29 protein-coding genes are annotated in these 25,349 nt (G+C 52.3%); 17 read left to right on the forward strand and 12 right to left on the reverse strand.

Annotated features, from left to right (window positions below; genetic code table 11):
• The first annotated feature begins 81 nt into the window (after positions 1-81).
• On the forward strand, positions 82-477 hold the full coding sequence (locus A1332_RS02480; RefSeq protein WP_064006993.1) for a hypothetical protein: 396 nt from the start codon (positions 82-84) through the stop codon (positions 475-477).
• 19 nt (positions 478-496) lie between these two features.
• Here A1332_RS02480 and mnmE read toward each other — a convergent pair whose 3' ends face one another.
• Genes mnmE through rpmH form a run of 5 tightly spaced genes read right to left on the reverse strand, consistent with a single transcriptional unit; the run spans position 497 to position 4,261 of the window.
• Positions 497-1,837 (reverse strand): tRNA uridine-5-carboxymethylaminomethyl(34) synthesis GTPase MnmE, encoded by a 1,341-nt coding sequence (gene mnmE, locus A1332_RS02485; protein WP_064006994.1) that lies wholly within the window; start codon positions 1,835-1,837, stop codon positions 497-499.
• A gap of 5 nt (positions 1,838-1,842) precedes the next feature.
• Complete coding sequence (gene yidC / locus A1332_RS02490; protein WP_064006995.1) at positions 1,843-3,549, reverse strand: membrane protein insertase YidC; 1,707 nt, start codon at positions 3,547-3,549, stop codon at positions 1,843-1,845.
• 2 nt (positions 3,550-3,551) lie between these two features.
• Positions 3,552-3,776 (reverse strand): membrane protein insertion efficiency factor YidD, encoded by a 225-nt coding sequence (yidD, locus tag A1332_RS24570; protein ID WP_082769240.1) that lies wholly within the window; start codon positions 3,774-3,776, stop codon positions 3,552-3,554.
• Positions 3,758-4,126 carry a ribonuclease P protein component gene (gene rnpA / locus A1332_RS02495; protein WP_020483364.1) on the reverse strand — a complete coding sequence of 123 codons (369 nt, stop codon included), beginning with the start codon at positions 4,124-4,126 and terminating at the stop codon, positions 3,758-3,760. The genes yidD and rnpA overlap by 19 nt, the downstream gene beginning before the upstream one ends.
• Positions 4,127-4,261 (reverse strand): 50S ribosomal protein L34, encoded by a 135-nt coding sequence (gene rpmH, locus A1332_RS24575; RefSeq protein WP_036273143.1) that lies wholly within the window; start codon positions 4,259-4,261, stop codon positions 4,127-4,129.
• Positions 4,262-4,422: 161 nt separating this feature from the next.
• On the opposite strand from rpmH, the gene A1332_RS02500 reads away from it, so the two are divergent.
• The 11 genes from A1332_RS02500 to A1332_RS02550 all read left to right on the forward strand — a co-directional run bounded on the left by A1332_RS02500 (position 4,423) and on the right by A1332_RS02550 (position 13,800).
• Entirely contained in the window at positions 4,423-4,815 is a 393-nt protein-coding gene (locus A1332_RS02500; RefSeq protein WP_064006996.1) for a glycine zipper family protein, read from the forward strand.
• Between the two features lie 22 nt (positions 4,816-4,837).
• Entirely contained in the window at positions 4,838-5,872 is a 1,035-nt protein-coding gene (locus A1332_RS02505; protein WP_064006997.1) for an inorganic phosphate transporter, read from the forward strand.
• 14 nt (positions 5,873-5,886) lie between these two features.
• Entirely contained in the window at positions 5,887-6,528 is a 642-nt protein-coding gene (locus A1332_RS02510) for a DUF47 domain-containing protein (RefSeq protein ID WP_064006998.1), read from the forward strand.
• A gap of 173 nt (positions 6,529-6,701) precedes the next feature.
• Positions 6,702-7,310 carry a glutathione S-transferase N-terminal domain-containing protein gene (locus A1332_RS02515; protein ID WP_197488267.1) on the forward strand — a complete coding sequence of 203 codons (609 nt, stop codon included), beginning with the start codon at positions 6,702-6,704 and terminating at the stop codon, positions 7,308-7,310.
• Entirely contained in the window at positions 7,307-7,690 is a 384-nt protein-coding gene (locus A1332_RS02520; protein ID WP_064006999.1) for a ClpXP protease specificity-enhancing factor, read from the forward strand. The genes A1332_RS02515 and A1332_RS02520 overlap by 4 nt, the downstream gene beginning before the upstream one ends.
• Positions 7,691-7,877: 187 nt before the next feature.
• A complete protein-coding gene (locus tag A1332_RS02525; RefSeq protein WP_064007000.1) occupies positions 7,878-8,255 on the forward strand; it encodes a 4a-hydroxytetrahydrobiopterin dehydratase in 378 nt (125 codons plus the stop codon).
• A gap of 11 nt (positions 8,256-8,266) precedes the next feature.
• The gene (locus tag A1332_RS02530; protein ID WP_064007001.1) at positions 8,267-9,526 is read left to right on the forward strand and encodes a formylmethanofuran dehydrogenase subunit B; all 1,260 of its coding nucleotides are present in this window, start codon (positions 8,267-8,269) and stop codon (positions 9,524-9,526) included.
• Positions 9,527-9,536: 10 nt separating this feature from the next.
• Complete coding sequence (locus A1332_RS02535) at positions 9,537-11,201, forward strand: formylmethanofuran dehydrogenase subunit A (RefSeq protein WP_064007002.1); 1,665 nt, start codon at positions 9,537-9,539, stop codon at positions 11,199-11,201.
• Entirely contained in the window at positions 11,198-12,094 is an 897-nt protein-coding gene (fhcD, locus tag A1332_RS02540) for a formylmethanofuran--tetrahydromethanopterin N-formyltransferase (RefSeq protein WP_064007003.1), read from the forward strand. Before A1332_RS02535 ends, fhcD begins: the two co-directional genes overlap by 4 nt.
• On the forward strand, positions 12,091-12,903 hold the full coding sequence (locus A1332_RS02545; protein ID WP_064007004.1) for a formylmethanofuran dehydrogenase subunit C: 813 nt from the start codon (positions 12,091-12,093) through the stop codon (positions 12,901-12,903). Before fhcD ends, A1332_RS02545 begins: the two co-directional genes overlap by 4 nt.
• 45 nt (positions 12,904-12,948) lie before the next feature.
• Positions 12,949-13,800, forward strand: a complete 852-nt coding sequence (locus A1332_RS02550; RefSeq protein WP_064007005.1) for a radical SAM protein — start codon at positions 12,949-12,951, stop codon at positions 13,798-13,800.
• Here A1332_RS02550 and A1332_RS02555 read toward each other — a convergent pair.
• The 3 genes from A1332_RS02555 to A1332_RS02565 form a co-directional block, all read right to left on the reverse strand.
• Positions 13,797-14,051 (reverse strand): hypothetical protein, encoded by a 255-nt coding sequence (locus tag A1332_RS02555; RefSeq protein ID WP_064007006.1) that lies wholly within the window; start codon positions 14,049-14,051, stop codon positions 13,797-13,799. The two genes, A1332_RS02550 and A1332_RS02555, sit on opposite strands and share 4 nt — an antisense overlap.
• A gap of 112 nt (positions 14,052-14,163) precedes the next feature.
• Positions 14,164-15,087, reverse strand: a complete 924-nt coding sequence (locus A1332_RS02560) for a hypothetical protein (protein WP_064007007.1) — start codon at positions 15,085-15,087, stop codon at positions 14,164-14,166.
• A 136-nt stretch (positions 15,088-15,223) separates the two neighbouring features.
• Positions 15,224-15,427: a cold-shock protein gene (locus A1332_RS02565; protein WP_020483379.1), complete on the reverse strand. Its 204-nt coding sequence runs from the start codon at positions 15,425-15,427 to the stop codon at positions 15,224-15,226.
• Between the two features lie 292 nt (positions 15,428-15,719).
• Between A1332_RS02565 and clpB the strand changes: the two genes are divergently transcribed.
• On the forward strand, positions 15,720-18,293 hold the full coding sequence (clpB, locus tag A1332_RS02570) for an ATP-dependent chaperone ClpB (protein WP_064007008.1): 2,574 nt from the start codon (positions 15,720-15,722) through the stop codon (positions 18,291-18,293).
• Positions 18,294-18,343: 50 nt separating this feature from the next.
• On the opposite strand, the gene A1332_RS02575 is transcribed toward clpB, so the two are convergent.
• From A1332_RS02575 to rpsT, 3 genes are all read right to left on the reverse strand, one after another.
• A complete protein-coding gene (locus A1332_RS02575; protein WP_231890192.1) occupies positions 18,344-18,748 on the reverse strand; it encodes an ankyrin repeat domain-containing protein in 405 nt (134 codons plus the stop codon).
• Positions 18,749-18,799: 51 nt separating this feature from the next.
• On the reverse strand, positions 18,800-19,816 hold the full coding sequence (locus tag A1332_RS02580) for a Gfo/Idh/MocA family protein (RefSeq protein ID WP_064007009.1): 1,017 nt from the start codon (positions 19,814-19,816) through the stop codon (positions 18,800-18,802).
• 231 nt (positions 19,817-20,047) lie between these two features.
• A complete protein-coding gene (gene rpsT, locus A1332_RS02585; RefSeq protein ID WP_020483383.1) occupies positions 20,048-20,311 on the reverse strand; it encodes a 30S ribosomal protein S20 in 264 nt (87 codons plus the stop codon).
• Between the two features lie 102 nt (positions 20,312-20,413).
• On the opposite strand from rpsT, the gene murJ reads away from it, so the two are divergent.
• The 4 genes from murJ (at position 20,414) to A1332_RS02605 (ending at position 24,473) form a co-directional block, all read left to right on the forward strand.
• Entirely contained in the window at positions 20,414-21,961 is a 1,548-nt protein-coding gene (gene murJ / locus A1332_RS02590) for a murein biosynthesis integral membrane protein MurJ (protein ID WP_082879492.1), read from the forward strand.
• Between the two features lie 85 nt (positions 21,962-22,046).
• Positions 22,047-22,874 (forward strand): pyrroline-5-carboxylate reductase, encoded by an 828-nt coding sequence (gene proC, locus A1332_RS02595; RefSeq protein WP_064007010.1) that lies wholly within the window; start codon positions 22,047-22,049, stop codon positions 22,872-22,874.
• The gene (locus A1332_RS02600; protein ID WP_064007011.1) at positions 22,874-23,449 is read left to right on the forward strand and encodes a YggT family protein; all 576 of its coding nucleotides are present in this window, start codon (positions 22,874-22,876) and stop codon (positions 23,447-23,449) included. The genes proC and A1332_RS02600 overlap by 1 nt, the downstream gene beginning before the upstream one ends.
• A 19-nt stretch (positions 23,450-23,468) precedes the next feature.
• Positions 23,469-24,473, forward strand: a complete 1,005-nt coding sequence (locus A1332_RS02605; protein WP_082879493.1) for a DUF4124 domain-containing protein — start codon at positions 23,469-23,471, stop codon at positions 24,471-24,473.
• Here the strand turns inward: A1332_RS02605 and argB are convergent.
• On the reverse strand, positions 24,456-25,349 hold the full coding sequence (gene argB / locus A1332_RS02610) for an acetylglutamate kinase (protein ID WP_064007012.1): 894 nt from the start codon (positions 25,347-25,349) through the stop codon (positions 24,456-24,458). The genes A1332_RS02605 and argB overlap by 18 nt on opposite strands.

Raw genomic sequence — 25,349 nt, forward strand, 5'->3', positions numbered from 1 at the left:
GCATCGAAATATTTACGAAACAATCTCGCCAACAATGTTTAAAATCATGACTTTATCCCTGCCACCCTATGAAGGCCCGCCATGAGCTTTAAATCCAGTCTGATCCGCTTCGTCATCAAATTAACCCCCAACGCCCTGATCATTTGGGGCGCGAACATCATCATGAAGGGCATCGCGGAGTTGACCCAGTTCAACTTCGACCTCGACGCCCGAAAGGTCTACGTGCAGACCCGACTGTACGGCGAGGAGCACACCATAGAAGTCACGCTGGAAGACTTTGCGGTATTCAACGACGGCGAGTCCTACCGTTTCATCATTCACCACGCCAGCTCCGACCGGCTTTGGTTGAACAACATCCTGGCCAAGTTCACCGGTAAAGCCTGGAAAATTCCGACGCTACCGCTATTTGCCGCGCAACTGGAACTGGTTGCCGAAGTATTTAGCGCCAAGCCGGTGGTATTGGAACAAATCGATTGATCCGGGCCGCGCCAAGCGGTTATTTGCCTATACAAAAGCTGGAAAAAATCTCTCCCAAGAGATCATCGGACGTAAATTCGCCGGTGATGGCGGACAAGCTGGTTTGCGCTTGGCACAATTCTTCGGCGACCAGTTCGTGGGCTTGATGTTGCAACTGCTCGGCGGCGCGATCCACCGCTTGCGCCGCCAATTGCAAGGCCTGGATGTGGCGGGTTCTGGCGACAAACACGTTATCCGAGCTTTCGGTAAAGCCCATGCTTTGTTTCAGGTGTTGGCGCAGTAAGTCCAGACCCAGCCGGTGTTTGATGGATAAATGGATTTCCGGGCCTTGCGGGGTTTCCAAGACTTGGGCTTGACCGCCGACCAAGTCAATTTTATTAAAAACTTTGGTGACCGCTATGTTGGCCGGCAGACTGGCATCCAGACTGGCGCTGTCCGGGTCGGTGCTGTCTATCAGTAATAAAATCCGGTCGGCTTTGGCGATTTCCTGGCGGGCGCGGCGGATGCCTTCCTGCTCGACCGGGTTGTCACTATCGTGCAAGCCGGCGGTGTCGATGACATGCAAGGGCATGCCGTCCAATTGAATCCGCTCGCGCAGCACGTCCCGCGTAGTACCTGCAATGTCAGTGACGATGGCCGCATCGTGTCCGGCAAGGGCGTTTAATAAACTGGATTTACCGGCGTTAGGCTTGCCGACCAGCACCACGGTCATACCATCGTGCAAAAGCCTGCCCTGCTGAGCGGTTTTACAGATTTCGGCAAGTTTGCTTTGCAAGCGCTGGATCCGCCCGGCGACCACCCCATCACCGAGGAAGTCAATTTCTTCGTCGACAAAATCGATCGCTGCTTCGATAAATACCCGCAGTTCGATCAACTCGTCGATCAGTTCGTTGATTTGTTCGGAAAACACGCCTTGCATGGATTGCTGCGCAGAGCGCACGGCTTGTTCGGTGCCGCTGCTAATCAGATCGGCTATCGCTTCGGCTTGGGCAAGGTCGATTTTGTTGTTTAGAAAAGCCCTTTGACTAAATTCGCCAGGATTGGCCAAACGCGCACCCAGCTCCAACACGCGTCGCAATAACATATCCAGCACCACGCTACCGCCGTGGCCTTGCAGTTCCACCACCTGTTCGCCGGTAAACGAAGCGGGCGCGGCAAAATACAACAGCAATCCGCTATCGATGACTCGACCATCGGCATCGAGGAAATCGGTAAATTGTGCGTATCGAGGTTTGGGAAGATTTTTGCCGGTGAGGCTTTGCGCGATTCCGGGCGCGGACGGCCCGGAGATGCGAATGACGCCGACGCCGCCGTTACCGGGCGGCGTGGCAATGGCGGCTATGGTGTCGCCGTCAAGCATGGGTTTTAGTGGGCGTGATTGTCTTCGGCAAGCACGTGTTTAGTGATGTACCACTGTTGAATGATCGACAAGCTGTTGTTGCAAATCCAGTACAGCACCAAACCGGATGGGAAGAACAGGAAGAACACGGTGAAAACGATAGGGAACATTTTCATAACCTGGGCTTGCAGCGGATCAATAGGCGCCGGATTCAGACTTTGTTGAATCTTCATGGTAATGCCGTACAGAATCGGCAACAGATAGAACGGGTCTTGCGCGGACAAATCATGTATCCACAAGGCAAACTCGGCCTGACGCAATTCCACGGTTTCGATCAATACCCAATACAAGGAAATGAACACCGGAATCTGCACCATGATCGGTAAACAGCCGCCGAGCGGATTCACTTTTTCCTTTTTGTACATCGCCATCATTTCGGTGTTGAACTTCTGACGGTCATCAGGATAACGCTCTTGCAGCTCTTTCAAACGCGGCTGGATTTTGCGCATTTTTGCCATGGACTGGAAGCTGGCTTTAGACAGCTTGAAGAACAGCAATTTGATGCACAGCGTGACACCCAAAATCGCCACACCCCAGTTTTCCACGTAACCGTAGATTTGGTTCAACAGCCAATAGATGGGCTTGGCAACCACGGTCAACCAGCTGTAATCGACAGTTAATTCCAATCCAGGCGCTACCGCTTCCATGATCGGTTGGATTTTGGGGCCAACAAATAACTGTGATGTAAGTACGGCTTCGCCATTGGCGGGAACGCTGACATCCGGCGAGTAAGAACCGATGACATAACGGGCATCGTTCAGCGCTTTGGTGTAAAAATGGTTTTCCTGGTCCGCCGGCGGTATCCAGGCAGCAGCAAAGTAATGCTGAATAAACGCACTCCAACCGCCTTGGCTGACGACGTTTAAAGTGTCGTCGGCCATGTCTTCGTATTTAACTTTTTTGTACTTGTCTTTTTCGGTGTAAACCACACCACCGGAATAGGTTCTGATGAAGTTGTTATTGCTTTTATCGCTGTGTTCGACCCGCAGCAGTTGGTCATACTGCTTACCGACCCAAGGGTTGGCGGTTTGATTGGCGACTTTTTGCTCGACTTGCACCAAATAGCTGCCGCGTTTGAAAGTAAAGGTTTTGGTGACTTTCAAACCTTGTTGATCTGTCCAGCTTAACGGGATGCTGATTTGCTCTTGGCCGTCGGCTAACTCGTAAGCCGTTTTCTCGGCTGTGAACACGGCATGATGATCGGGAGCCGCAGCGGAATTCTGACCAGCCACCAGGCCGGTTTGCGCTAAGAACAGGTTCTCAGGGCGACTATCGAACAAACGAATGGGCGATAAATCTTTCGCAGGCGCTTCCATACCAATCAAGGCGTACGCTTTGGTGACTGCGGAATTTTCTTTCTCGTGCGGATATTGCAACAGATCGAGATTACGTAAGGTGCCACCCTCGGTATCGATTTCCAGTGCAAACACGTCGGTTTTGACTTTGATGACTTTGTCTGCGGCTACTTGCGCGGCAGCGGTCTGACTGGCGGTTTGCTGCGCACCTGACTGGGCGGGATCCGGGTTAGCCACAGCACCGGCATCGCCGGCTACAATGGGCTTGTCTGAGATGATGGCCTGCGGCTTGGGACCGTAATCAATCTGCCATGACTCCCACAACATGTAGGAGATCATCAACATCGCCATGACAAGTACAAATCTTATGTTATCCATTGTTATTTACTCAATTTTTCCGGAACGGGATCAATGCCACCTTCGTGGAACGGGTGGCATTTCAATAATCGTCGAAGCGTGAGGTAAGAGCCTTTGAAAGCACCATGAATCTGGATTGCCTCTAAGCCATAACTTGAACAGCTGGGATAAAAACGACATCTGGGTCCCAGCAAAGGACTTATGAAGTATTTGTAAAGCTTGATCAGGGTTATGAGCAGGAATCGCATCGATCTACCAGTTTATGCCAATGCCTTTCCAATGACTTCCTCAATATCGGCGAGGCTGCATTTGCTGCGTCACCTCTTGCCAAAACAACAATATCAATACTGACGATATGTTGACGCTGTAATCTAAAACTTTCCCTGACAGCCCTCTTTATGCGGTTCCTTGCGACTGCTTTTTTTATAGTTTTTTTTGCGATGGCCAAACCCAGCCGCGGATGCGGCAGGATATTGCTCGTCGCCAACACCGTAAAATACTTATCTGTGGACTTTACGGGATTGGTAAATACTTTTTTATACTCAGCGGGCGTCCCTAGCCGATACTGATCGGGAAAGCCGAAATCTTCCGCCGACAATTAAACCGTCAGCGATGCGCGGCCTTTAGCTCTGCGCGCATTAATCACTCTACGACCACCAACGGTAGCCATTCTTGCACGAAAGCCATGAGTTCTGGCGCGTTTGATTTTGCTGGGTTGATAAGTTCTTTTCATGTGCTACTGCCTATGGTGATAAAAACGGATAAAAAAGGCTGCGAATCATACGTGACAGGCTTGCCAGTGTCAATTTGACTTGTAAATTTCCAAAACAGTGCAAAATGGACTACTCTCTGGAACACTATCGGTGCATTCAGCATCATTGAAGGAGATTTGTCATGCATAAATTACCGTTTAAATCGATTTTAGCAACCAGCCTGTTAGTCGCCGGCTGCGCCACCACCACCGGCTGGACTCCCACCGTGGACACTTATAACGATCCCAACGCGTTCCGCTTGAATCAAGACATGCAGGAATGCGAACAGTTGGCTTCGCAGTCGGCCAGCACCGTTAAAGACACTGCCAAAGGCGCGGCCGTCGGCGGCTTGATAGGCGCAGCTGGCGGCGCGGCAATTGGCGCAATAGCTGGCAACCCCGGCACTGGCGCAGCCATCGGCGCGGCTGCCGGCGGTATCGGCGGCGGCGCTCAACAGGGCATTCATTCCAACGACAGCTATAAAAACGCCTACCGCAATTGCCTCAGACAGCGCGGTCACAACGTCGTCAATTAACCCGCATTAAGCCATCGCTATTTTGGAGGCATTGGTTCCGTTTATCGGTGTTGCGATCATCATTGTACTGGTATTCGACTACACCAACGGTTTTCATGATGCCTCCAATATCATTGCCAGCGTCATCGCCTCCCGGGCGATGACGCCGGTGCAGGCGGTTTTGGTGGTTGCAGTCTTCGAATTCCTGGGACCGCTACTTGGCGGCACCGCCGTCGCCAATACAGTTGGTACCTTGCTGGATCTATCGTCCATCCCCAAAGCCGATGCGCTGTTAATCGTCGTGTCCGGACTTTTCGCCGCCGTATTCTGGAACTTGTTTACCTGGTGGCGCGGCTTACCGTCATCTTCCTCGCACGCTCTGGTGGGCGGTTTGATCGGGGCCACGCTGATCGGCATAGGCAGCGAACCTATCGCCTGGGGACTCAAGGACTTAAGCGATGGCCGAATACATGGATTCAGTAAAATCCTGCTGGCTTTATTGCTCTCGCCCGTCTTGGGTTTCTTGGTGGGCTTTGTGCTTCAGCGACTGACGATGTTTTTATTGCGATCCGCATCGCCAGGCATCAATAGGCAACTACGCAACGCCCAATGGCTGACCGCCGCCGCGCTGGCCTTTTCTCACGGCGCCAACGACGCGCAAAAAAGCATGGGGGTATTGACCTTGATTTTGTTGCTTAGCGGGGAAATCGACAGCTTTAAGGTGCCTGGCTGGGTGATGCTGTTTTGCGCCTGCGCAATGACCGCCGGCGTAATAACCGGCGGCTGGCGCATCGTGCGCACTCTTGGTTTTGCCATTTATAAAATCCGCCCAATTCATGCGCTAAACGCGCAACTGAGCGCATGCCTCACCATTTTCGGCAGTTCGCTGCTCGGCGCCCCGGTGTCCACGACGCATGTAGTGGCATCGTCGATCATGGGTATTGGCGCCTCTGATCGCCCAAGAGCGGTGCGCTGGGGAAAAGCCTTGGAAATCTTGCGAACCTGGCTTATCACCATCCCGGGCTCGGCAATGATCGCCTGCATTAGCTTTCTGATATTCGATTACTTTCTTAAATAACCGCTGCAATTTTCATGTCATCTCCCAAGCTTTCACTTGCCTCGCGGCTGTTTCAGAGAATATTCCCCAAAACCGCCGACTTTTATCTTTTACTGCACCAACAGTGCCAGCAGGTCTGCGTCACCGTCGACAACCTGGTCCGCTTCATGGCCAGCGAATCGGTGCAAGCCGGCAAGATGCTCAAAGAAGACGAGCACGAAGCCGACCGGATCCGTATTCACAACCTGCACGAACTAAACAGCTCGTTTGCCACGCCGATAGATCGCGAAGACATTTATCGCGCCATCGCCTCCATGGACAGCATCGTCACCTATTGCAAAAGCACGTATAACGAGATGGAAGCACTGGAATTGAGCCCCGACAGCCATTCGCAGGCGATGGTAATCGAGTTGCAAGTCGGCATTAAAGCGCTGGAGCGCGGCTTCGCGGTATTAGGCAAACATCCCTCCGAAGCCGAACAACACGCCTTCGCCGCCCGCCATTCGGAACGCCGGATCGAAAAGATGTATCGCAAGGCCATCGCCGACTTGTTCCAAGGCGAAGACTACTTAAACATGTTTAAACAACGCGAGCTTTACCGGCATCTTTCCAATGCCGCCGACAAGGTCCATGCCACTGCCAACGTGCTGGAAGACATCATCGTTAAGCTCGGTTGAATAGGGTGTAAGCCGTTTAAAAAACCCCGGCTCAGCCCGTTATTTTCAAAGGGCGGATGCGACCGGCATCGCCCCCAAAAGCCCCGCCATCCATGCTACAATCTGCCCCGATTTAAATCCCGTTACTCAAAGAGGTTCACTTCGTGGCAAACATCACCAGCCGAAAATCCGCAATGACTCTTTTTTCATCGCCAGCCTGCATAATGAGCCACTGCGCCAGGCTAGTCGTATACGAAAAAGGGGTACCGGCGGAAGTCGAATTTTTCGACCCGAATGACCCGCCCGAAGACCTGCTGGAACTCAACCCCAACGGTAATGCCCCGACTTTCGTGGAACGCGACTTGGTGCTGTACGATGCCCGCATCATCATGGAATATCTGGACGAACGCTTCCCTCATCCTGCTTTACATCAAATGGACCCGGTCTCCCGTGCCAACGCCAGGATGTTGATCAAACGCATCGATCAGGAGTGGTATCCGCTGCTGGATGACGTACTAGTGAACGGCGATAAAAAAGCCGCCAAGTCCAAAAAAATGTTACGGGAAAGCCTGATGGCAGCCGCGCCGGTATTTGAAGCCACACCGTATTTCATGAGCGAGGAATATTCCTTGATCGATTGCGCGATGGCGCCGTTCTTATGGCGGCTACCCAGCATCGGCATCGACATCGCCAGCCTAGGCAAGGGCATCACTGCTTACGCCAATCGACTCTTCTCCAGACGGGCTTTTCAAGAAAGCCTGAGCCGCGAAGAAAAAGACATGATGCAAGCCCCAAGCAAATGACCCCACTTAAACCCTATCTGATTCGCTCCATCTACGAATGGATCGTCGACAACGGCCTGACGCCCCATCTGTTAGTGAATGCCGACCACCCTGGCGTGACGCTGCCGGGCGACTTCGTGGAAGACGGCAGAATCGTCCTGAACATGCGCCCCGAAGCCATCCAAGGCTTGGTGCTGGGCAATGAAGAAATCCAGTTCAACGCCCGCTTCTCCGGCAAACCCATGCGCATCATCGCGCCGTGCAAAGCGGTATTGGCCATCTATGCCAAGGAAAACGGCAAGGGTATGATTTTCGATCCGGAAGAAAATGAGGACGAAACCCCGCCGACACCGACAGATCCCAAGCCTCCGCAAAAACCGCAATTAAGAGTGGTTAAATAACAAACCTATGTCGAGAAGAATGCGCCGGCACCGACGCATTCTTCAGCCAGTCTAAGTAAACCTTTGTAAATCGCCCTCCACCTGCCGACAATTGGCGCCGAAACCCAGCAAAACGCCTGTACACCGTAAAGACACCGACTAAACTGTGCGATAGAATGCCGACTCATTTCAATCCGGGGGATAAACGATGTCGCACGATACTGCCAAGGTCTATAGCGAGACCGAAATCGCCGAGCGTTTAACACAGGAACTGCCGCACTGGTATTACGAGAATGGCTGGATCCGCCGCAAAATCAAGACCAGCGGCTGGAAAGCCACCCTAATGGTCGTCAATACGGTCGGCCATTTGGCGGAGAAAGCCTGGCATCATCCGGATCTGACTGTTTCCTACGCATTCGTGATCGTCAAGTTGGTCACGCATTCGGCAAAAGGCATCACCGATAAAGATTTTCTACTAGCTAAAAAAATTGAAGAAGTGTTGATGTGGGATGCAGCGGAAACCTCCGCCGGCGTCCTGGAAGGCACGCCCGACGACCCACGTTTCAAATACATCAAAAAAGATTGAGGACTTTTCTTATGACTGAAATAACCGAGGTACCCAGCCCATTTTGCGGCATCGGTACCGACGACCTGAGCATACAGGTGGACGGCGCAACACTGAAAGTGACCGCAAACGGCTGCTCGGTCAATACGCCGGCTTTTGAACAAGCGTTAGCGGACACTTCACCACGCATCGCCGGTCAAGCGGTGAGTTTGGAGGCAGCGACCAGCAAGGCGGCAGAATTACTACGCAATACCAATCAACCCGTAATTGGCGGTTGCGCAACCGATGTTAATGGCATGCGCGCACTGCTAGCTTTGGCAGATAAAGCCGGAGCAGTCGTTGACAATATTAACTTCAACGCCGCTCGTCGTAATTTATTGGCCATGCAGGATTCGGGATGGATGAACACCACGCTGGCCGAAGTGAAGAATCGCTGCGATTTGTTGTTGATCATCGGCACCGATCCGGAAGTCTTTGCGCCACGCTTTTTCGAACACTTTTTGTGGAACGAACAAGCCATGTTCCTTGATAGCACGGATCAGCGCGAGGTGATTTATTTAGGCAAGGAACCAGCGGGCCAAGCCGCCGTATCGCCATCCGGCAAGAAACCGACAGTTCTGGCCTGTGCCGATGCCGATTTGCCCGATGTCGTAGCGGTATTGTCGGCTCTGGTCAAGAATCAACCCATACGCGTCGAAACAGTGGGTGATATCGCCGTGGCTCAATTACAAACTGTAGCCGATAAACTACGCAACGCCCGTTATGGTGTAGTGCTCTGGAGCGCAGGAAAATTAACTTTCGAGCACGCCGAACTGACCGTGCAAACAATCTGTAATATCGTCAAAGACATAAACATGCTGGGCACTCGTTGCTCCGGTCTGCCATTGGGTGGCAAGGAAGGCGATTACACGGCCAACCAGACCTGCGGATGGACGACGGGGTATCCGGCTCGGGTTAATTTTGCCAAAGGCTATCCGGAATATGATCCATTTCTTTTCGATGGCCAAGCCATGATCGCAAATAGCGAAGCGGATGCCTTGGTATGGGTTCACGCTTATAATTCAACGGCAACGCCCCCCAAAACCCACCTGCCCACCATCGTGATCGGCCGCTCCGGCATGACATTCGAGCGGGAGCCCGACGTATTCATTCCCGTCGGCACCCCCGGCATAGACCACGTCGGCCACGTCTATCGCATGGACAGTGTCGTGGCCTTGCGCCTAAAAAAATTGCGCGACTCCGGCCTGCCCAGCACTGCCGCAGTCCTGACCGCTATCGAACAAGCACTTTAGGATCAAACACATGCTGATAAAACTTACAGGTGGAACCGTTTACGATCCGGCCAGCGGCATCGACGGTCAACAGCAAGACATTTACGTGCAGGATGGCCGCATCGTTGATGCGCCTAAAGATGGCCGTCCGGTCGACCAGGAATACGACTTACGCGGCAAAGTGGTCATGTCCGGCGCGATAGACATGCACACGCATATCGGTGGCGGCAAAGGCAACATCGCCCGCACCCTGTTACCGGAAGATCACCGCATGGACCCGGTGCATCGCACACCCATTACTCGCTCCGGCAACGGTCACGCCATGCCCAGCACTTACGTCGCTGGCTACCGTTATGCGGAAATGGGTTACACAGCCTGCTTCGAACCCGCAGTACTGCCGATCAACGCCCGCCAAGCCCACATGGAAATGGGCGATACGCCGATTGTCGATAAGGGCGGTTACGTAATGCTGGGCAGCGATGACTTTTTGCTACGCATGATGACCGCCAACAAGGATCAAAAGGCCATCAACGATTATGTGGCCTGGACGCTGAATGCGGCCAAAGGCATCGGTATTAAGGTTGTGAACGCCGGCGGTATTAGCGCGTTTAAATTTAACCAACGCAAACTGGATCTGGACGAGCAAAACAGCCATTACGCCGTCACACCCAGACAAATCCTGCAAACCCTGGCGAGAGCCGTGCAGGAACTGGGCATCACTCATCCGCTGCATGTGCATGGCTGCAACCTGGGCGTCCCCGGCAACCTGGAAACCACCTTAAACACTATTCAAGGCATCGACGGTTTGCCGATGCACTTGACGCATATTCAGTTCCACAGTTACGGCACCGAAGGCGATTTCAAATTCTCTTCCGGCGCGGCGCAGATTGCAGAAGCGATCAATAGCAACCCCAACATTACCGCTGACGTCGGACAAATCCTGTTCGGCCAAACCGTCACCGCCTCCGGCGACAACATGCGCCAGCATGCAAATCACAAATACGCCAGCCCCAATAAATGGGTGTGCATGGACATCGAATGTGATGCAGGTTGCGGCGTAGTACCGTTTAAATACAAAGATCAAAACTTCGTCAACGCCTTGCAATGGGCGATAGGATTGGAAATCTTCCTGCTGGTCGAAGACCCCTGGCGGATATTCCTGACCACCGACCACCCCAACGGTGCGCCCTTCACCAGCTATCCGCATTTGATCCGCTTGCTGATGGACCGCAGCTTCCGCAACGACATGCTGGCGACCATCCATCCGGAAGCACAGAAGATGACCACGTTGGCATCTATCGAGCGCGAATACACTTTGAACGAAATCGCCATCATGACCCGCGCCGGCGCCGCCCGCATCATCGGCTTGAAAGACCGTGGCGCGCTGAGTGCAGGCAACTGGGCCGACATCACCGTTTACACCGAAAACGCCGACCGCCAAACCATGTTCACCAAACCGGATTATGTGTTCAAAGACGGCGAACTGGTAGTGAAAGACGGCGAAGTGGTAAAAGTCACTTGGGGCACAACGCACATCGTCAAACCCGACTACGATCTATCCATCGAAAAAGACCTCAAACCTTATTTCGACAAATACCTGACCATGAAACTCGGCAACTTTAAAATCAGCGACGACGAAATTAGCGAAGACGGACGCGGCAGTTTGACGGCACATCCGTTGCGAGGTGCAGCATGATCATCAATGGCGTTACCATCGACAAAACCTTTGCCGAGGCCTTCCCGATGAAGGCGACGCGGGCGATTATTACGGCTCAGAACGAAAAATGGGCGATGATTTCCGCGCAAGCAATGACCGGCTTTGCCACATCCGTGATTGCTTGCGGTTGCGAGGCAGGCATCGAAAGGGTGTTAAGCCCGGCCGAAACGCCGGACGGCCGCCCCGGTGTGGCTATCATGATTTACGCGATGGGCGGCAAAGGCCTAGCCAAGCAATTGGAAACCCGCGCAGGCCAATGCGTATTAACCTCACCGACTTCAGCTTTGTTTGCCGGCATCGAAGGCGGCAAGCCGATTCCGCTAGGCAAAAATCTGCGCTACTTCGGCGACGGCTTTCAAATTGCCAAGAAAATCGGCAGCAAACGTTACTGGCGGGTACCGGTTATGGACGGCGAGTTTCTGACCGAAGCCACCACCGGCATGGTCGATGCGGTCGGCGGCGGCAATTTTCTGGTACTGGCCGAATCGCAACCGCAAGCCTTGGCGGCCTGCGAAGCGGCGATTGAGGAAATGCGGAAAATTCCGAATGTGATTATGCCTTTTCCCGGTGGCGTCGTGCGCTCCGGCTCAAAGGTTGGCTCCAAGTATGCATCATTGGGTGCTTCCACTAACGACGCCTTCTGCCCAACTTTAAAAGGCGTGACCAAAACCGATTTGTCGCCGGAAATCGAATCGGTGATGGAAATCGTCATCGACGGCTTAAGTAAGGAAGACATCGACAAAGCCATGCGCGTCGGTATTCAAGCGGTTTGCGATCTAGGTGCGGCTAAGGGCATCAAGCGTATCAGCGCCGGCAACTACGGCGGCAAATTGGGCCCGTTCCACTTTCATTTGCAGGAGATCATGGCATGAGCGCGTTAACCTTTACCCTGAAACAGCCAACCGACCAGCGTATCGACATGTCGCCGCTGGTTTGTCAAAAGCTGCAAGGTATGGATGTGGATGCCATTGCCGCGATCGAACTACAAAACGGCAAAAGCCGCCGCCGGGTCGACGAGCTTTTCTACATTACCGGCATGAATACCCAGGAAATTATCATCGCCTACAGCAATAACAAGCTGGACTTCATCGGCAAGGAACTGGACGGCGGCAGCATCAGCGTGCAAGGCGACGCCGGCGCTTATCTGGGCATGCAAATGAAATCGGGCACGATCAACGTCAGCGGCGATGCGGGCATATACACTGCATGCGAAATGAAAAACGGCTTGTTGCAAATTGACGGCGATGTCGGCGATTTTCTCGGCGGTGCACTACCCGGTAACAAACAAGGCATGAAAGGCGGCACGGTGTTGGTGAAAGGCAATGTCGGCCAGCGCGCCGGCGACCACATGCGTCGCGGCCAGATTTTGATCGAAGGCAATGCCGGCGATTATTGCGGCTCGCGCATGCTGGCAGGCACTATTGCGGTGATGGGCAATACCGGCCGCTATCTGGGCTATGCGATGCGGCGCGGCACCTTGTTGCTGTGGAATCAGCCGCAATTATCGGCAACCTTTAACGACTGCGGCTCGCATACCTTGGCCTTCCTGCCCATACTGTTCGCATCGTTCAAATCCTTCAACTCCCGGTTTGCCGACAGTAGTGCAGCGTTTAACCGCGTGCAGCGTTACGGCGGCGACATGGCGGAAACCGGACGCGGCGAAGTGCTGGTCCGAATCTAACCCATTGCCGCGTAAACCGGTTACGGTTTGCGCGGCGTCTCTCAAGTGAAACCGATACTCACCACTACCAATCACAACCGTAACGTTGCCGGCCTGAAATATGTGTACCCGGTCATCTCTCGGCGTGCGGGCGGTTTGTCGATTGGGGTAAATTTCAATCCCAACAATGCCTGCAACTGGCGTTGCATTTATTGCCAAGTACCGGAGTTACAGCGCGGCAACGCACCGGAAATGGATTTTGCCTTGCTGGAGCAGGAGCTGCGTTTCTTTCTGGATTACGTGCAACACGGCGATTTTTTCGAGCAATTCAACGTAGAAATCGACCAACGCGTTATCAAGGATATCGCCATTTCCGGCAACGGCGAACCGACCAGCTTGATAGATTTCGATAAAGCAGTGCATCTGATCGGCGAGATCGCCACGGAACCATGCGTATTTCCGGCCAGCAAATTCGTCTTGATCAGCAATGGCAGTTTAATACACCAATCAACAGTACAAGCAGGCTTAGCGGAATTGGCTCGATACAATGGCGAACTATGGTTCAAGCTGGACAGCGCGACGGAACAGGGCCGCAAGCTGATCAACAACACCGGCCAAAGTCAGCAAAAGTTATTGGAACACCTAAAGATTGCCACTGGCCTATGCCCCACCAAATTACAAACCTGCATGCTGCATTATCGGCAAGCGTGGTCTGACAGCGAAAAGCAGGCCTATTTAGCGCTTTTGCAGGAATTACGGGTTAGTAAGATTAAACTGCAAGAAATCATGCTTTACAGCGTGGCCAGACAATCGTTCCAAACCGAAGCAGACGAGTTGGAAAGAATGGATATTGAAGAGATGAATGCATTTGCCGCTGACATCAAAGCGCTGGGCTATGATGTCAGCGTTAGCCATTAGGCAATAACGTCGAGAAGAGAACCGACCGTTTTTTCATGAACCTTGATCATTTTGGCGCCAGCTGAGGTTTCCAGCTCAGCTTCTTTCAGGCTCAACACCGGTTTGAACAAATCGGCGGAACCAACATCTTTTGAGCCGCCGACTTCCTGAGCTTGCACCGGCAAATTCGCGATGGTTTGCGCGGCGGTACTGGCTTTTTGCTGAGCATTGCTGATCAGAGTGGTTGCGCTATTCAGTACATTGCTAATCATGGTACACCTCCTGCAAATCGAGTTTGCATCATAGCGCTCCTGTTATCGGCTTGCCAAGCGCGGAACTTTAACTTCTCAACACCGTTTTGCCTACCCAGTCACACTTAGGTAACTATTTGTCTTTCTTGACTATTTTTACGTACAGATCTTTCAAAAACGGCAGACCTTGGCTCTGAAATTTCGACCAAGCATAAACACCGGCTTGCTTCAGTAACTCAACGAACTTTTTAGCCGCAGCTTCTCCGCCAATCTGCTTAAATTTGGCTTCGACTATCGTACTCCACTGCGGTCTAGGCTGACCGTCGGCACCCAGAAACACCCTTTCAAACAACCACATTTCCGCGACGGACACCGTCCACATAAATGCAAACGACACTGCCATGCCACCACCAGCCACAATCACCAGCCAGGCGAATATCGGATCAAGCTTCGTCAACCACCACGACAATATATCCACCAGCAGAAACACATACGGCATGCCGATCGCGATACATTTGTACTTTATGGTACTGGTTTCCGAAAAACTGAAAATCAGACCGACAAACATGAAGATAAAACTGATGCCGAACAAGTGAATATGCGAAACCCGCGTCAGCGAACTGAACGTAGCGCCTTCGTCTTCCTTAGTGTACTCCTTCAACACCTTGAAATCACTTAAGTTGGGGATGGACGCATCCTTGTTATGGCACATCACGCAACGATTCTCGATGATTTTATCGACGCCGCGATCGACGAAATCATCCTGATCAGCACCATCGCGCACCCATTGGATGATGGTAAAACGTTCCTGCTCCGAAGCGTTTTCTTTCATTGCCCCGTTTAATTGAGTTTCCAGCATCGTTCCGGAGCGGTTGCCGTAATAACTGTAGACAATATCGTCTATCGACAAGCCGAACTTGCCGTCAGCCATACCGTGAGTAAACAGAATTTGGATCAAGGCCATCAGATAGCCGACCGCCACGGTAGTCAAATAGCCGGTAAACAGCACTTTGACAGGGGTATCCATTTGTTTTAAAGAAGAAAATTCGCGTGCCATGGTCAGTTACGCCGAAAAGGGAGGGATGGCTGCATTATAGCTTGGTTATATTACCGTTAACCGAAAATTCCAGATTGTTGCGGGCATAAAAAAGGCCCTTGCAAGCAAGAGCCTTTTTACCCGTAACCGTTAACGCTTATCTGGGCAGGACGTTCGCGGCAGTCAAACCTTTAGGACCGGACTCGATATCGAATTGAACCGACTGGCCTGGAGACAAAGTTTTAAAACCTTCGCCCTTGATAACGGAATGATGTACAAAAACATCTTCCTTGCCTTCGGAAGGCTCGATAAATCCAAACCCTTTGGTATTGTTAAACCACTTTACAGTGCCTGTTGCCATTTCTAAAACTCCTACAAAATAAAACTAATGGTTACGCAGACCGACAATATTGACAACCGGACCTGCTGACTAGCAACGGCCATAATCCCTCAACATCTGTTATCTGAGCGGCGACATTGTACTTTGAAACATTTATCAAGGCTACCAACGATGTCCATCCTAATCCACGAATCAACAGCAATAATTTCATCCGAAAAATAGTGGAATTATCCGTCAGTCTTCGCTTGAAAAGCGCCAAGTAGCGCCCCATCTCTGCGGCAACACAATTTATATTCCAAATGAGGTACGCAGCATGCGAATGGATAAATTAACCAGTAAATTTCAACAAGCGCTCAGCGACGCGCAAAGCATGGCATTGGGCAAGGATCACCAATTCATAGAGCCCGTGCATGTGATGTTGGCGCTGATCGACCAGGAAGGCGGCAGCATCAAGCCATTGCTGATGCAGGTCGGCATTCAGGTCAACGCGTTGCGTAACGAGCTAAGCAAGGAAATCGACCGCCTGGCCAGCGTCTCCGGGTCCGGCGGCGACGTGCAAATCTCCAACGAGCTGTCGCGGATGTTGAACCTGACCGACAAACTGGCGCAGAAGCGTAAGGATGCGTTCATTTCCAGCGAATTATTTTTGCTGGCAGCCCTGGAAGCCAGCAGTTCCCTGCAAAAAATTCTGAAACAGGCCGGCGTCACCGCATCCGCTGTGGAAAAAGCCATAGAAAACATGCGCGGCGGCCAAAACGTCAATGACGCCAATGCCGAAGACCAACGCCAGGCTCTGAAAAAATACACCATCAACCTGACCGAACGCGCCGAGCAAGGCAAACTCGATCCAGTGATTGGCCGCGACGACGAAATCCGCCGCACCATCCAGGTCTTGCAACGCCGAACCAAAAATAATCCAGTGCTGATCGGCGAACCCGGCGTCGGTAAGACCGCCATCGTCGAAGGCCTAGCGCAACGTATCGTCAACGGCGAAGTGCCGGAAGGGATCAAGGGCAAGCAGTTGCTGTCGCTGGATATGGCCGCACTGATCGCCGGCGCCAAGTTTCGCGGCGAATTCGAGGAGCGCTTGAAAGCGGTGCTGAACGACGTTGCCAAACAGGAAGGCCAAATCATCTTGTTCATCGACGAATTGCATACTATGGTTGGTGCCGGCAAGGCAGAAGGCGCGATGGACGCCGGCAACATGCTGAAACCAGCTCTAGCCCGCGGCGAACTGCATTGTGTCGGCGCCACCACGCTGGACGAATACCGGCAATACATCGAGAAGGACGCGGCATTGGAACGGCGTTTTCAAAAAGTGCTGGTCGACGAGCCTAGCGTCGAAGACACCATCGCCATCTTACGCGGTTTGAAAGAACGTTACGAAATTCATCACCGCGTCGAAATCACCGATCCGGCCATTGTCTCCGCTGCGGTGCTGTCGCACCGTTACATTTCCGACCGGCAGTTACCGGACAAAGCCATAGACTTGATTGATGAAGCCGCCAGTCGAATCCGCATGGAAATGGACTCCAAGCCAGAGGCCATGGATAAACTCAGCCGTAGGTTGATACAGCTGAAAATCGAGCGCGAGGCCATGAAAAACGAAACCGACGCGGCTTCGAAAAAGCGTCTGGAAATATTGCAAGTTGAAATCGCCGATCTGGAGAAAGAATACTCAGACCTGGACGAAATCTGGAAGGCCGAAAAAGCCGCACTGCAAGGCACCGCCACTATAAAGGAGAATCTGGAACATGCCCGCCTGGAACTGGAAGCGGCCCGCCGCAGCCAAGACTACGCGCGCATGTCCGAACTGCAATACGGCGAAATTCCCAAGCTGGAAAAAGAGCTGGATTTGGCTTCGCAAGCGGAGATGCAGGAAACCACCTTGCTGCGCAGCAGAGTCACCGAAGAGGAAATCGCTGAAGTGGTCTCGAAATGGACCGGCATCCCAGTATCCAAAATGATGGAGGGCGAGCGCGAGAAATTGCTGCGCATGGAAGATGAGCTTAGCAAACGGGTGATTGGGCAAACCGAAGCACTAAAAGCGGTGAGCAACGCCATCCGCCGCTCCCGCGCCGGCCTGTCCGACCCGAACCGTCCCAACGGCTCATTCCTGTTCCTTGGCCCGACCGGCGTCGGCAAAACCGAATTATGTAAGGCTTTAGCCGAGTTCATGTTCGACACCGAAGAAGCGATGGTGCGCATCGACATGTCCGAATTTATGGAAAAACATTCGGTGGCTCGCTTGATCGGCGCACCTCCCGGCTATGTTGGCTATGAGGAAGGCGGCTATCTGACCGAAGCCGTACGCCGCAAACCGTATTCGGTCATCCTGCTGGATGAGATCGAAAAAGCCCATAACGACGTATTTAACGTATTGCTGCAAGTACTGGATGACGGCCGTTTAACCGATGGACAGGGCCGTACGGTGGACTTCAAAAACACCGTGGTGGTGATGACTTCGAACCTGGGTTCCAGCGTAATTCAGGAATTAGCTGGGGAAGATAATTACTTAGAGATGAAGGATGCGGTGATGGAAATCGTCGGCCAGCATTTCCGCCCGGAATTCATCAACCGGGTCGACGAAGCCGTAGTCTTCCATCCGCTCGGTCAAGGCCAAATCCGTGCGATCTGCAAAATACAGATCGAGTTGCTACACCAACGTTTACAAGAAAAAGACATGGGTATGGAAGTCAGCGAAACAGCGCTGGATTTACTTGGCGAAGCAGGCTTCGACCCGGTTTATGGTGCGCGTCCGCTAAAACGAGCCATACAACGGCAGTTGGAAAATCCGCTGGCTAATGAAATTTTGTCAGGCCGCTTTATTCCGGGGGATGTGATTAAAATCGATGTCGCTAACGATGGCCTGACTTTTAGCAAATAAATGTAGTTCTGAGCGCCGGGTTGGACTCAATCTAGCCCGGCTTCCTGCGACTACTCCTGTGCCCCAGCCTGAACCAAAATATCCTCAATTTCCTTGTGCCCTCGGGTACGGGCAAACTGCAAGGCATTGGCTGAAGACTTAGCGCCCCTTGCCAGCAAAAGCTTGACCATTTCCAACTGCCCTCTACCGGCGGCCAATCCCAGCGCAGCCGAACCTCCGGCATTCACATCCATACCGGCATCCAGAAACAACTTTACAGCAAGCATATCGTCCGCACCGGCAGATGTTGCAAATTGGGACTCGGTATATTCGGTGCCCATTTGCTGCAATTCCTTCCTAGCGGCTACAGCATCTGCGGCAAACGCTACCTCGATCTGAAATAGGCATGACGCCGCCAATGTCAAAGCGACCAACACACCGGAGCGACACTTGTAAAACATCCGAATGCCGATCACATCAACCTCCGCAGGAAATAAGCCATGTCGCCGAAAAGATATTCTGCGAAATCAAATTTTGATCACCCGCCCTTCGGCGGCTGATTGCAACGCGGCAACGATGGTCCGACAGTTATCACGGGCATCGCTGAACGACAACTGCGGATCCTTGCCGTTTAATACGCAATCGCTGAAATGCTCGACTTCCAAACGAAAATGATTCGCGAAAGGCAAGCGCTCTTCTGATTGCCGACCGTCTTCGGTCCACCAGGAAATTACCGGTACATCCCCTGGCAACTGCCATACCACGTGACATTTGATTCCGCCTTGGGTACCAACGATTTCATATTCGCAACGTCTGGCGCGTTCGAAGCTGAAATCGAAATGCGCGAATTTTCCGTCGCCAAAATCCAGAATACCGCTGGTCGTAATATCGGCACCGCTTTCGGCATATTTAGATAAGGCAGTGACGCTGCGTGGTGCTTGTTGAAAGAACATGCGTAACGAATGGATCGCATAGCAGCCGATATCCCACATCGCCCCGCCGCCGCGCGAGACATCCTCAGCCAAGCGATACATCCGGGCCTGACGCATCATAAATGAGTAGCTGGCGCGCACAGAACGGATTTCGCCTATTAAACCGGACCGGATCAATTCCAGTACACGGGCGTGCTGCGGATGAAAGCGGTACATAAAACCTTCCATCACGGTCACCCGGTAGCGGCGCGCGGCTGTTTCAATCGCGTCAATATCCTCTACCGTCAAGGCCATCGGCTTTTCGCACAGCACATGCTTACGGTGCTCAATGGACCGTAAAGCCCATTCCGCATGCTCATGATTGGCCATCGGCAAGTAGATAGCCTGCACATCTTCGTCATTTAGCAATGCATCCAGATTATCGTAACTCTGTGTTTCCGGATGGCAAGGAGCGTATTGAGCGAGGGTTTGCGCTGCGGCTCCGGGCCGACGGCTGGCTATGCCGACCAGCTTTGCGTTGGACGCTTCAACTATAGCCGGCAACAGGCGCTCGTTGATACGGGCAGCACCGAGAATGCCCCAACGAAGTTTGGCTTGGTCTTGGTTATTCATGACAGTACCTTCTGGACTGATAAGCTGAGAGCTATCAGATTAGCAGCTTGTCCGCGCGCCGCAAGCAACTTGCCTCAAAAAGTCATGAGAAAGCCAACAAGCTTTGATTAAGTAAAGACTAGGGAACCAAAGTATCGGGTATCTGCGCAAGAGAAAATCTCCGCACATAAAAAAGGCCCAAGCAACAACTGTTGCATAGGCCTTGTTTGATCTATCGACTTTGGGTCGAGATCAAGCCATCGCGCGCAATCTGTCGTTAAGTCTGCTTTTGCTGCGAGCGGCTTTATTTTTATGGATCAGGCCTTTGTTAACAGCCGAATCGATTACAGGAACAGCGGTTTTAAACGCGGCTTGAGCTTGCTCTTTATCGCCTGCTCTAACAGCGGCGATCACTTTTTTTACGAAAGTGCGTAAGTTGCTTCGCTGTCCGGCATTGCGAATACGGCTTTTCTCAGCCTGACGCGCTCTTTTTCTAGCTTGTGGTGAATTAGCCATAGTCTATCAGTTCTTTTGAGTTAATCTGGAACCGCGTATTATCATTTTGGATGCTATGATTGTCAAATTTTTAGTGTTTCCAAACTCAACCTGAGACCTGCAGTGAGCAAGCAGCTGTTTAAATCTACCGCAATCGTTAGCAGTATGACCATGGTTTCACGGATCATGGGTTTTGTACGGGACATGTTGTTTGCCAACATTTTCGGCGTTAACATGGCCACCGATGCCTTTTTCGTAGCGTTCAGAATTCCGAACTTCCTACGCCGCTTGTTCATGGAAGGCGCGTTCGCCCAAGCTTTTGTGCCGGCGCTGACGGATTATAACGAAAAAGGCAGCCGCGAAGCATTGCAGCTGTTTATAGACCGGACTGCCGGCACTTTGACGGTCCTATTGATGCTAATCTCGCTGGCAGGCGTAATTGCCGCCCCGCTGCTGATCATGGTATTTGCACCGGGCTTTCTATGGGAAGGCGGCCAGTACGAACTGGCTGTACAAATGCTCCGCATCACCTTCCCCTATTTGTTCTTCGTTACGTTAGTTGCGTTCGCCGGCGCGATTTTGAACGCCCGCGGTAAATTTGCGATTCCGGCCCTGACCCCGGTATTTTTGAATATCTGCATGATAGGCGCAGCGATCTGGGTTTCGCCGTTAATGGCACAACCCATTATGGCGTTGGCGTGGGGAGTATTCGGCGCCGGGATGGTGCAATTGCTGTTTCAAATCCCCGCACTATTGCGTCTGGGTTTACTGCCGAGGCCGCGCTGGGGCTATCAAGACCCGGCGGTGCGGCGCATACTAAAACAGATGCTTCCGGCAATCTTTGGAGTCTCGGTGGTGCAAGTTAATTTGCTGTTTGGCACTTTGGTCGCCTCGTTTTTGACCTCCGGCAGCGTTTCCTGGCTGTATTATTCGGATCGGTTGGTGGAGTTTCCGCTCGGTATTTTGGGTGTGGCGCTTGCAACAGTCATTTTACCCAGATTGTCCGAGAATCATGCTGCTGAGGATGCCATGGCCTTTTCCAAGGCGTTGGACTGGGGCCTGAAATTGGTATTATTGATAGGCTTGCCGGCCACTTTGGGCTTAACACTGTTGGCCGAACCCTTGCTATCGACGCTATTTCAATATAACGAATTTGGCAGCGAAGATGTGCATATGGCGGGCAAAAGCCTGATGGCTTACGCACTAGGTTTATTGGCATTCATGCTGATCAAGATCTTGGTTCCAGGCTTCACCTCGCGCCAGGACACGCAAACGCCGATGCGTTTTGGCATGCATTCCATCGTCGCAAATATAGTATTAAGCCTATTGTTGGCATTTCCGTTCGCGCATGCCGGCATCGCCCTGGCAACCACTTTGTCGGCTTACCTAAACGCGCTACTTCTGTTGCTTAGTCTGCTAAAAACTCGAATTTACCGCCCTAGCGAACAGTGGCTGTTATACATTCTGCGGATTGTGGCAGCCAACGCAATTATGTCGGCGTTCTTGTATTATTTTGTCGATGTCACGCTTTGGCTGGATTGGAGCGCCTCGCAACGCGGCCTGCACCTGGGAATGACAATCGGCTTGGCAATCTTGATTTACAGTTCGGCGCTGGTATTGTTGGGCATCCGCCCTCGCCATATCGGCTTGCAAAAATCCGTAACGACTTGAGATTCTCTGCGGCGCCACCATTGTCATGTAGAATGCACCGCAAACAGCGGTTTCCGTAACGATTCAACATAATAATCAGTAAGCTATGAAAACAAAAACAATCGGTTTTATTGGTGGCGGCAACATGGCGACCAGTCTAATCAGCGGCTTGATTGCCAGCGGTCATTCACCGCAGCAGATCTGGGTGTCGGATACCGCGCCCGCCACTTTGCAGGCTCACGCCGATCAACTTCATGTCAATACTACCGCCAGTAATGAGACAGTCATTAACGAAGTCGAAGTGGTGGTGCTGGCAGTTAAACCGCAAATACTGCGTGACGTGGCTTTGCAAATCGCGCCCTGTCTGAAACAAAAAAATGTGCTGGTAGTATCGATTGCCGCCGGCATTTCCCAGCAAAGTCTATCCAAATGGCTGGGCAGCGAGGTCGCTATCGTGCGCTGTATGCCTAATACGCCCGCACTGGTGCAAACCGGCGCAACAGCATTGCACGCCAACGCGAATGTAGACGACGAACAAAAAGATCTAGCCGAAAATATTCTGCGCGCGGTCGGTTTGGCCTTGTGGGTAAACGACGAAAACCAACTCGACGCCGTGACCGCGGTATCGGGCAGCGGGCCGGCTTATTTTTTTCTGCTGATGGAAGCAATGGAAAAAGCCGCCCTGGACTTGGGCCTGGACGAACGCTCCGCTAGACTGCTGATTCAGCAAACAGCTCTGGGCGCCGCCAAAATCGCGCTGGAATCGTCCGAATCACCCGCCCAATTGCGCGCCAGAGTCACCTCACCGGGCGGTACCACTCAACAAGCCATAGAAACGTTTGTCCAAAACGGCTTTGTCGAACTGGTTGCAAAAGCCTTACACGCCGCCAAAGACCGCTCGATTGAAATGTCAAAACAACTGGGAGCCGACTAATGGGCAGCAATTACATGACCGACCCAATAGTGTTCCTGATCGACACGCTGTTTTCGTTGTATATTTTGGCGGTGGCCTTGCGCTTCTTGTTGCAATGGACCCAGGCCGATTTTTACAACCCGGTTTCGCAATTTCTGGTGAAAATCACCCATCCGCCGTTGCGGATTTTGCGTCGCTTCATTCCTTCCATCGGTCGCATAGATAGCTCTTCCCTAGTGCTGGCGTTGTTGCTGCAAATAGTCGCCAACTTTTCGATACTGGCTATCAAAGGCTTATCGGTCAGTTTTGTGGCATTGACGCTATTGTCGTTTACCGACTTATTGAAAATGCTGATCGATATTTTCGTTTACGCCATTTTTGCCGGTGCCATCCTCAGCTGGTTCGCCCCCGGCAGTTATGGCTCCGCTTCGTCGATTTTGTACAGTTTGACCGATCCGCTGCTGAACGTGTGCCGCAAAGTGCTGCCGAACATGGGTGGAATAGACCTATCGCCGCTGGTGGCGCTGGTATTGTTGCAACTGGCAAAAATGATGATTTTACCGCCCTTGCATCAATTGGTTAGTCTGCTGGGCTAGGCGCCAGACTGGTATTGCCATGCAACATGTCGCCTTTAAACGAACATCTTTTGTCGCTCTAGCCTTGCTATTGGCAATGGGCGAGCCGGCATATGCAAAAAAAATGTATCGTTGGGTGGATGAAAACGGTAACGTCTATTTCTCCGACCAAGTGCCGCCCGACCAGGTAAAACACAAACGGGAAACATTGAGCGAGAAAGCCCGCGTGCTCGACGTGCTGGAAAAAGCCAAAACCGCCGAGCAAATTGCCCAGCAAAAGCGGCTGGATGCGCTACGTAAGGAACAGGAAAAGATCATTGCCAGGCAAAACGCCAACGACAAAGTACTGTTAAGCACGTTTCGTGGCATCGAAGATATGAATAAGGCCTTGACCAATAAAATGGCGTCCTTCGATGCCGGACAAAAAGTGATTGAAGGCAATATCGAGCGTATTCAACAGCAATTGCAGCAGCAACAGCAACAAGCCGCCAATCTTGAGCGTGGCGGCAGCAAGATCCCGCCGAAATTACTGGCGGATATTGCCGCCAGCAAACAACAGATAGAAGCGGGCAAACAAGAACTTTTGCGCCACCAACAGGACAGACAAAACAGCGAAAAAGAATTCAAAGCCGACATAGCCCGCTTTCAATTCCTCACCCAAGCCAACAACACCGACGGAAAACCGGTCAACGGCGACAGCTTAGCGGCCAGTAACGCCAGCAACGAGCTAGGCCTGTTTGTCTGTCAGGACGCCGGGCAATGCGAAAAAGCCTGGAAAATCGCCGGTGAGTTTGTCGCGACTCACTCCACCACCGGTCAAGACGTGGAAAGCGAGAAACTGATCATGCGCGCAGCGCCACAGAAAGACGACGATTTAAGCTTGTCGGTATCGCTACTAGAGCGTAACAACACTTTGCAGATATTTCTGGATATCCGCTGCCGCCAATCCAGCATAGGCAACGAATTATGTTCAGGAGCAAAGGCGCAGAGCATTCGCCAAGCCTTTGCCCCCTTTATTCAATCCAGCTTAGCGGCGCAGCAATAAAGTACCGACTCCCTGATCGGTGAACAGCTCCAGCAACACCGCGTGCTCGACCCGACCGTCGATGATATGCACACTAGTCACGCCGCCCTTTAACGCATCAGTACCGCAGCGGGTTTTCGGAATCATCCCCCCGGAAATCGTGCCGTCAGCGATCAGATTATCAATATCGGTTAAGGTCAGGCCAGTCAGCAAATTACCCTGTCTGTCCATAATGCCGGGGATATTGGTCAACAACATCAGCTTTTCGGCTTTTAACACTTCCGCAACCTTGCCGGCCACCAGATCCGCATTGATATTGTAGGAGTGTCCATCCTTACCCACGCCAATCGGCGCGATCACCGGAATAAAGTCGCTGTTACCCAACATTTCTACTACCGCCGGATCGATGCTGCTGACTTCGCCGACATGCCCCAGATCGATAATTTCCGGCGCATCCTCCAAGGTCGCACCGGCCTTGGTCATGTTGATTTTACGAGCATGGATGAAATTACCGTCCTTACCGGTCAAACCCACGGCCTTGCCGCCCTGCATGTTGATCATATTCACGATCTCTTTATTCACCAGGCCGCCCAGCACCATTTCCACCACATCCATGGTTTCGCTATCGGTAACGCGCATACCGTCGATAAACTCGGAGGTTTTACCCAAGCGTTTTAACAAGTCGCCAATTTGCGGACCGCCGCCGTGCACGACGATGGGGTTAATTCCCACCAGCTTCATCAAGACGATGTCGCGGGCGAAACTGTGTTTCAAGGCATCGTCGACCATCGCATTGCCGCCGAATTTAATCACAACGGTTTTGCCCTTGAATTTTTGAATATACGGCAAGGCTTCGATAAGAACGTGGGCAATCTGGTGCGCGTTATTTTCTTTCAT

Origin of the sequence: Methylomonas methanica (assembly GCF_001644035.1) — a bacterium.
Lineage (GTDB): Bacteria > Pseudomonadota > Gammaproteobacteria > Methylococcales > Methylomonadaceae > Methylomonas > Methylomonas methanica_A.

Coding starts and splice junctions, on each gene's coding strand:
- A1332_RS02520 (WP_064006999.1), top strand. CDS start 7,307: ATGACCCCACTTAAACCCTATCTGATTCGCTCCATCTACGAATGGATC.
- A1332_RS02565 (WP_020483379.1), bottom strand. CDS start 15,427: ATGGCAACAGGCACTGTAAAGTGGTTTAACAATACCAAAGGGTTTGGA.
- fhcD (WP_064007003.1), top strand. CDS start 11,198: ATGATCATCAATGGCGTTACCATCGACAAAACCTTTGCCGAGGCCTTC.
- rpmH (WP_036273143.1), bottom strand. CDS start 4,261: ATGAAAAGAACTTATCAACCCAGCAAAATCAAACGCGCCAGAACTCAT.
- mnmE (WP_064006994.1), bottom strand. CDS start 1,837: ATGCTTGACGGCGACACCATAGCCGCCATTGCCACGCCGCCCGGTAAC.
- A1332_RS02525 (WP_064007000.1), top strand. CDS start 7,878: ATGTCGCACGATACTGCCAAGGTCTATAGCGAGACCGAAATCGCCGAG.
- A1332_RS02555 (WP_064007006.1), bottom strand. CDS start 14,051: ATGATTAGCAATGTACTGAATAGCGCAACCACTCTGATCAGCAATGCT.
- A1332_RS02480 (WP_064006993.1), top strand. CDS start 82: ATGAGCTTTAAATCCAGTCTGATCCGCTTCGTCATCAAATTAACCCCC.
- A1332_RS02560 (WP_064007007.1), bottom strand. CDS start 15,087: ATGGCACGCGAATTTTCTTCTTTAAAACAAATGGATACCCCTGTCAAA.
- clpB (WP_064007008.1), top strand. CDS start 15,720: ATGCGAATGGATAAATTAACCAGTAAATTTCAACAAGCGCTCAGCGAC.
- A1332_RS02605 (WP_082879493.1), top strand. CDS start 23,469: ATGCAACATGTCGCCTTTAAACGAACATCTTTTGTCGCTCTAGCCTTG.
- A1332_RS02515 (WP_197488267.1), top strand. CDS start 6,702: ATGACTCTTTTTTCATCGCCAGCCTGCATAATGAGCCACTGCGCCAGG.
- A1332_RS02535 (WP_064007002.1), top strand. CDS start 9,537: ATGCTGATAAAACTTACAGGTGGAACCGTTTACGATCCGGCCAGCGGC.
- A1332_RS02580 (WP_064007009.1), bottom strand. CDS start 19,816: ATGAATAACCAAGACCAAGCCAAACTTCGTTGGGGCATTCTCGGTGCT.
- yidD (WP_082769240.1), bottom strand. CDS start 3,776: ATGCGATTCCTGCTCATAACCCTGATCAAGCTTTACAAATACTTCATA.
- yidC (WP_064006995.1), bottom strand. CDS start 3,549: ATGGATAACATAAGATTTGTACTTGTCATGGCGATGTTGATGATCTCC.
- rpsT (WP_020483383.1), bottom strand. CDS start 20,311: ATGGCTAATTCACCACAAGCTAGAAAAAGAGCGCGTCAGGCTGAGAAA.
- argB (WP_064007012.1), bottom strand. CDS start 25,349: ATGAAAGAAAATAACGCGCACCAGATTGCCCACGTTCTTATCGAAGCC.
- A1332_RS02600 (WP_064007011.1), top strand. CDS start 22,874: ATGGGCAGCAATTACATGACCGACCCAATAGTGTTCCTGATCGACACG.
- A1332_RS02530 (WP_064007001.1), top strand. CDS start 8,267: ATGACTGAAATAACCGAGGTACCCAGCCCATTTTGCGGCATCGGTACC.
- A1332_RS02500 (WP_064006996.1), top strand. CDS start 4,423: ATGCATAAATTACCGTTTAAATCGATTTTAGCAACCAGCCTGTTAGTC.
- proC (WP_064007010.1), top strand. CDS start 22,047: ATGAAAACAAAAACAATCGGTTTTATTGGTGGCGGCAACATGGCGACC.
- A1332_RS02510 (WP_064006998.1), top strand. CDS start 5,887: ATGTCATCTCCCAAGCTTTCACTTGCCTCGCGGCTGTTTCAGAGAATA.
- A1332_RS02545 (WP_064007004.1), top strand. CDS start 12,091: ATGAGCGCGTTAACCTTTACCCTGAAACAGCCAACCGACCAGCGTATC.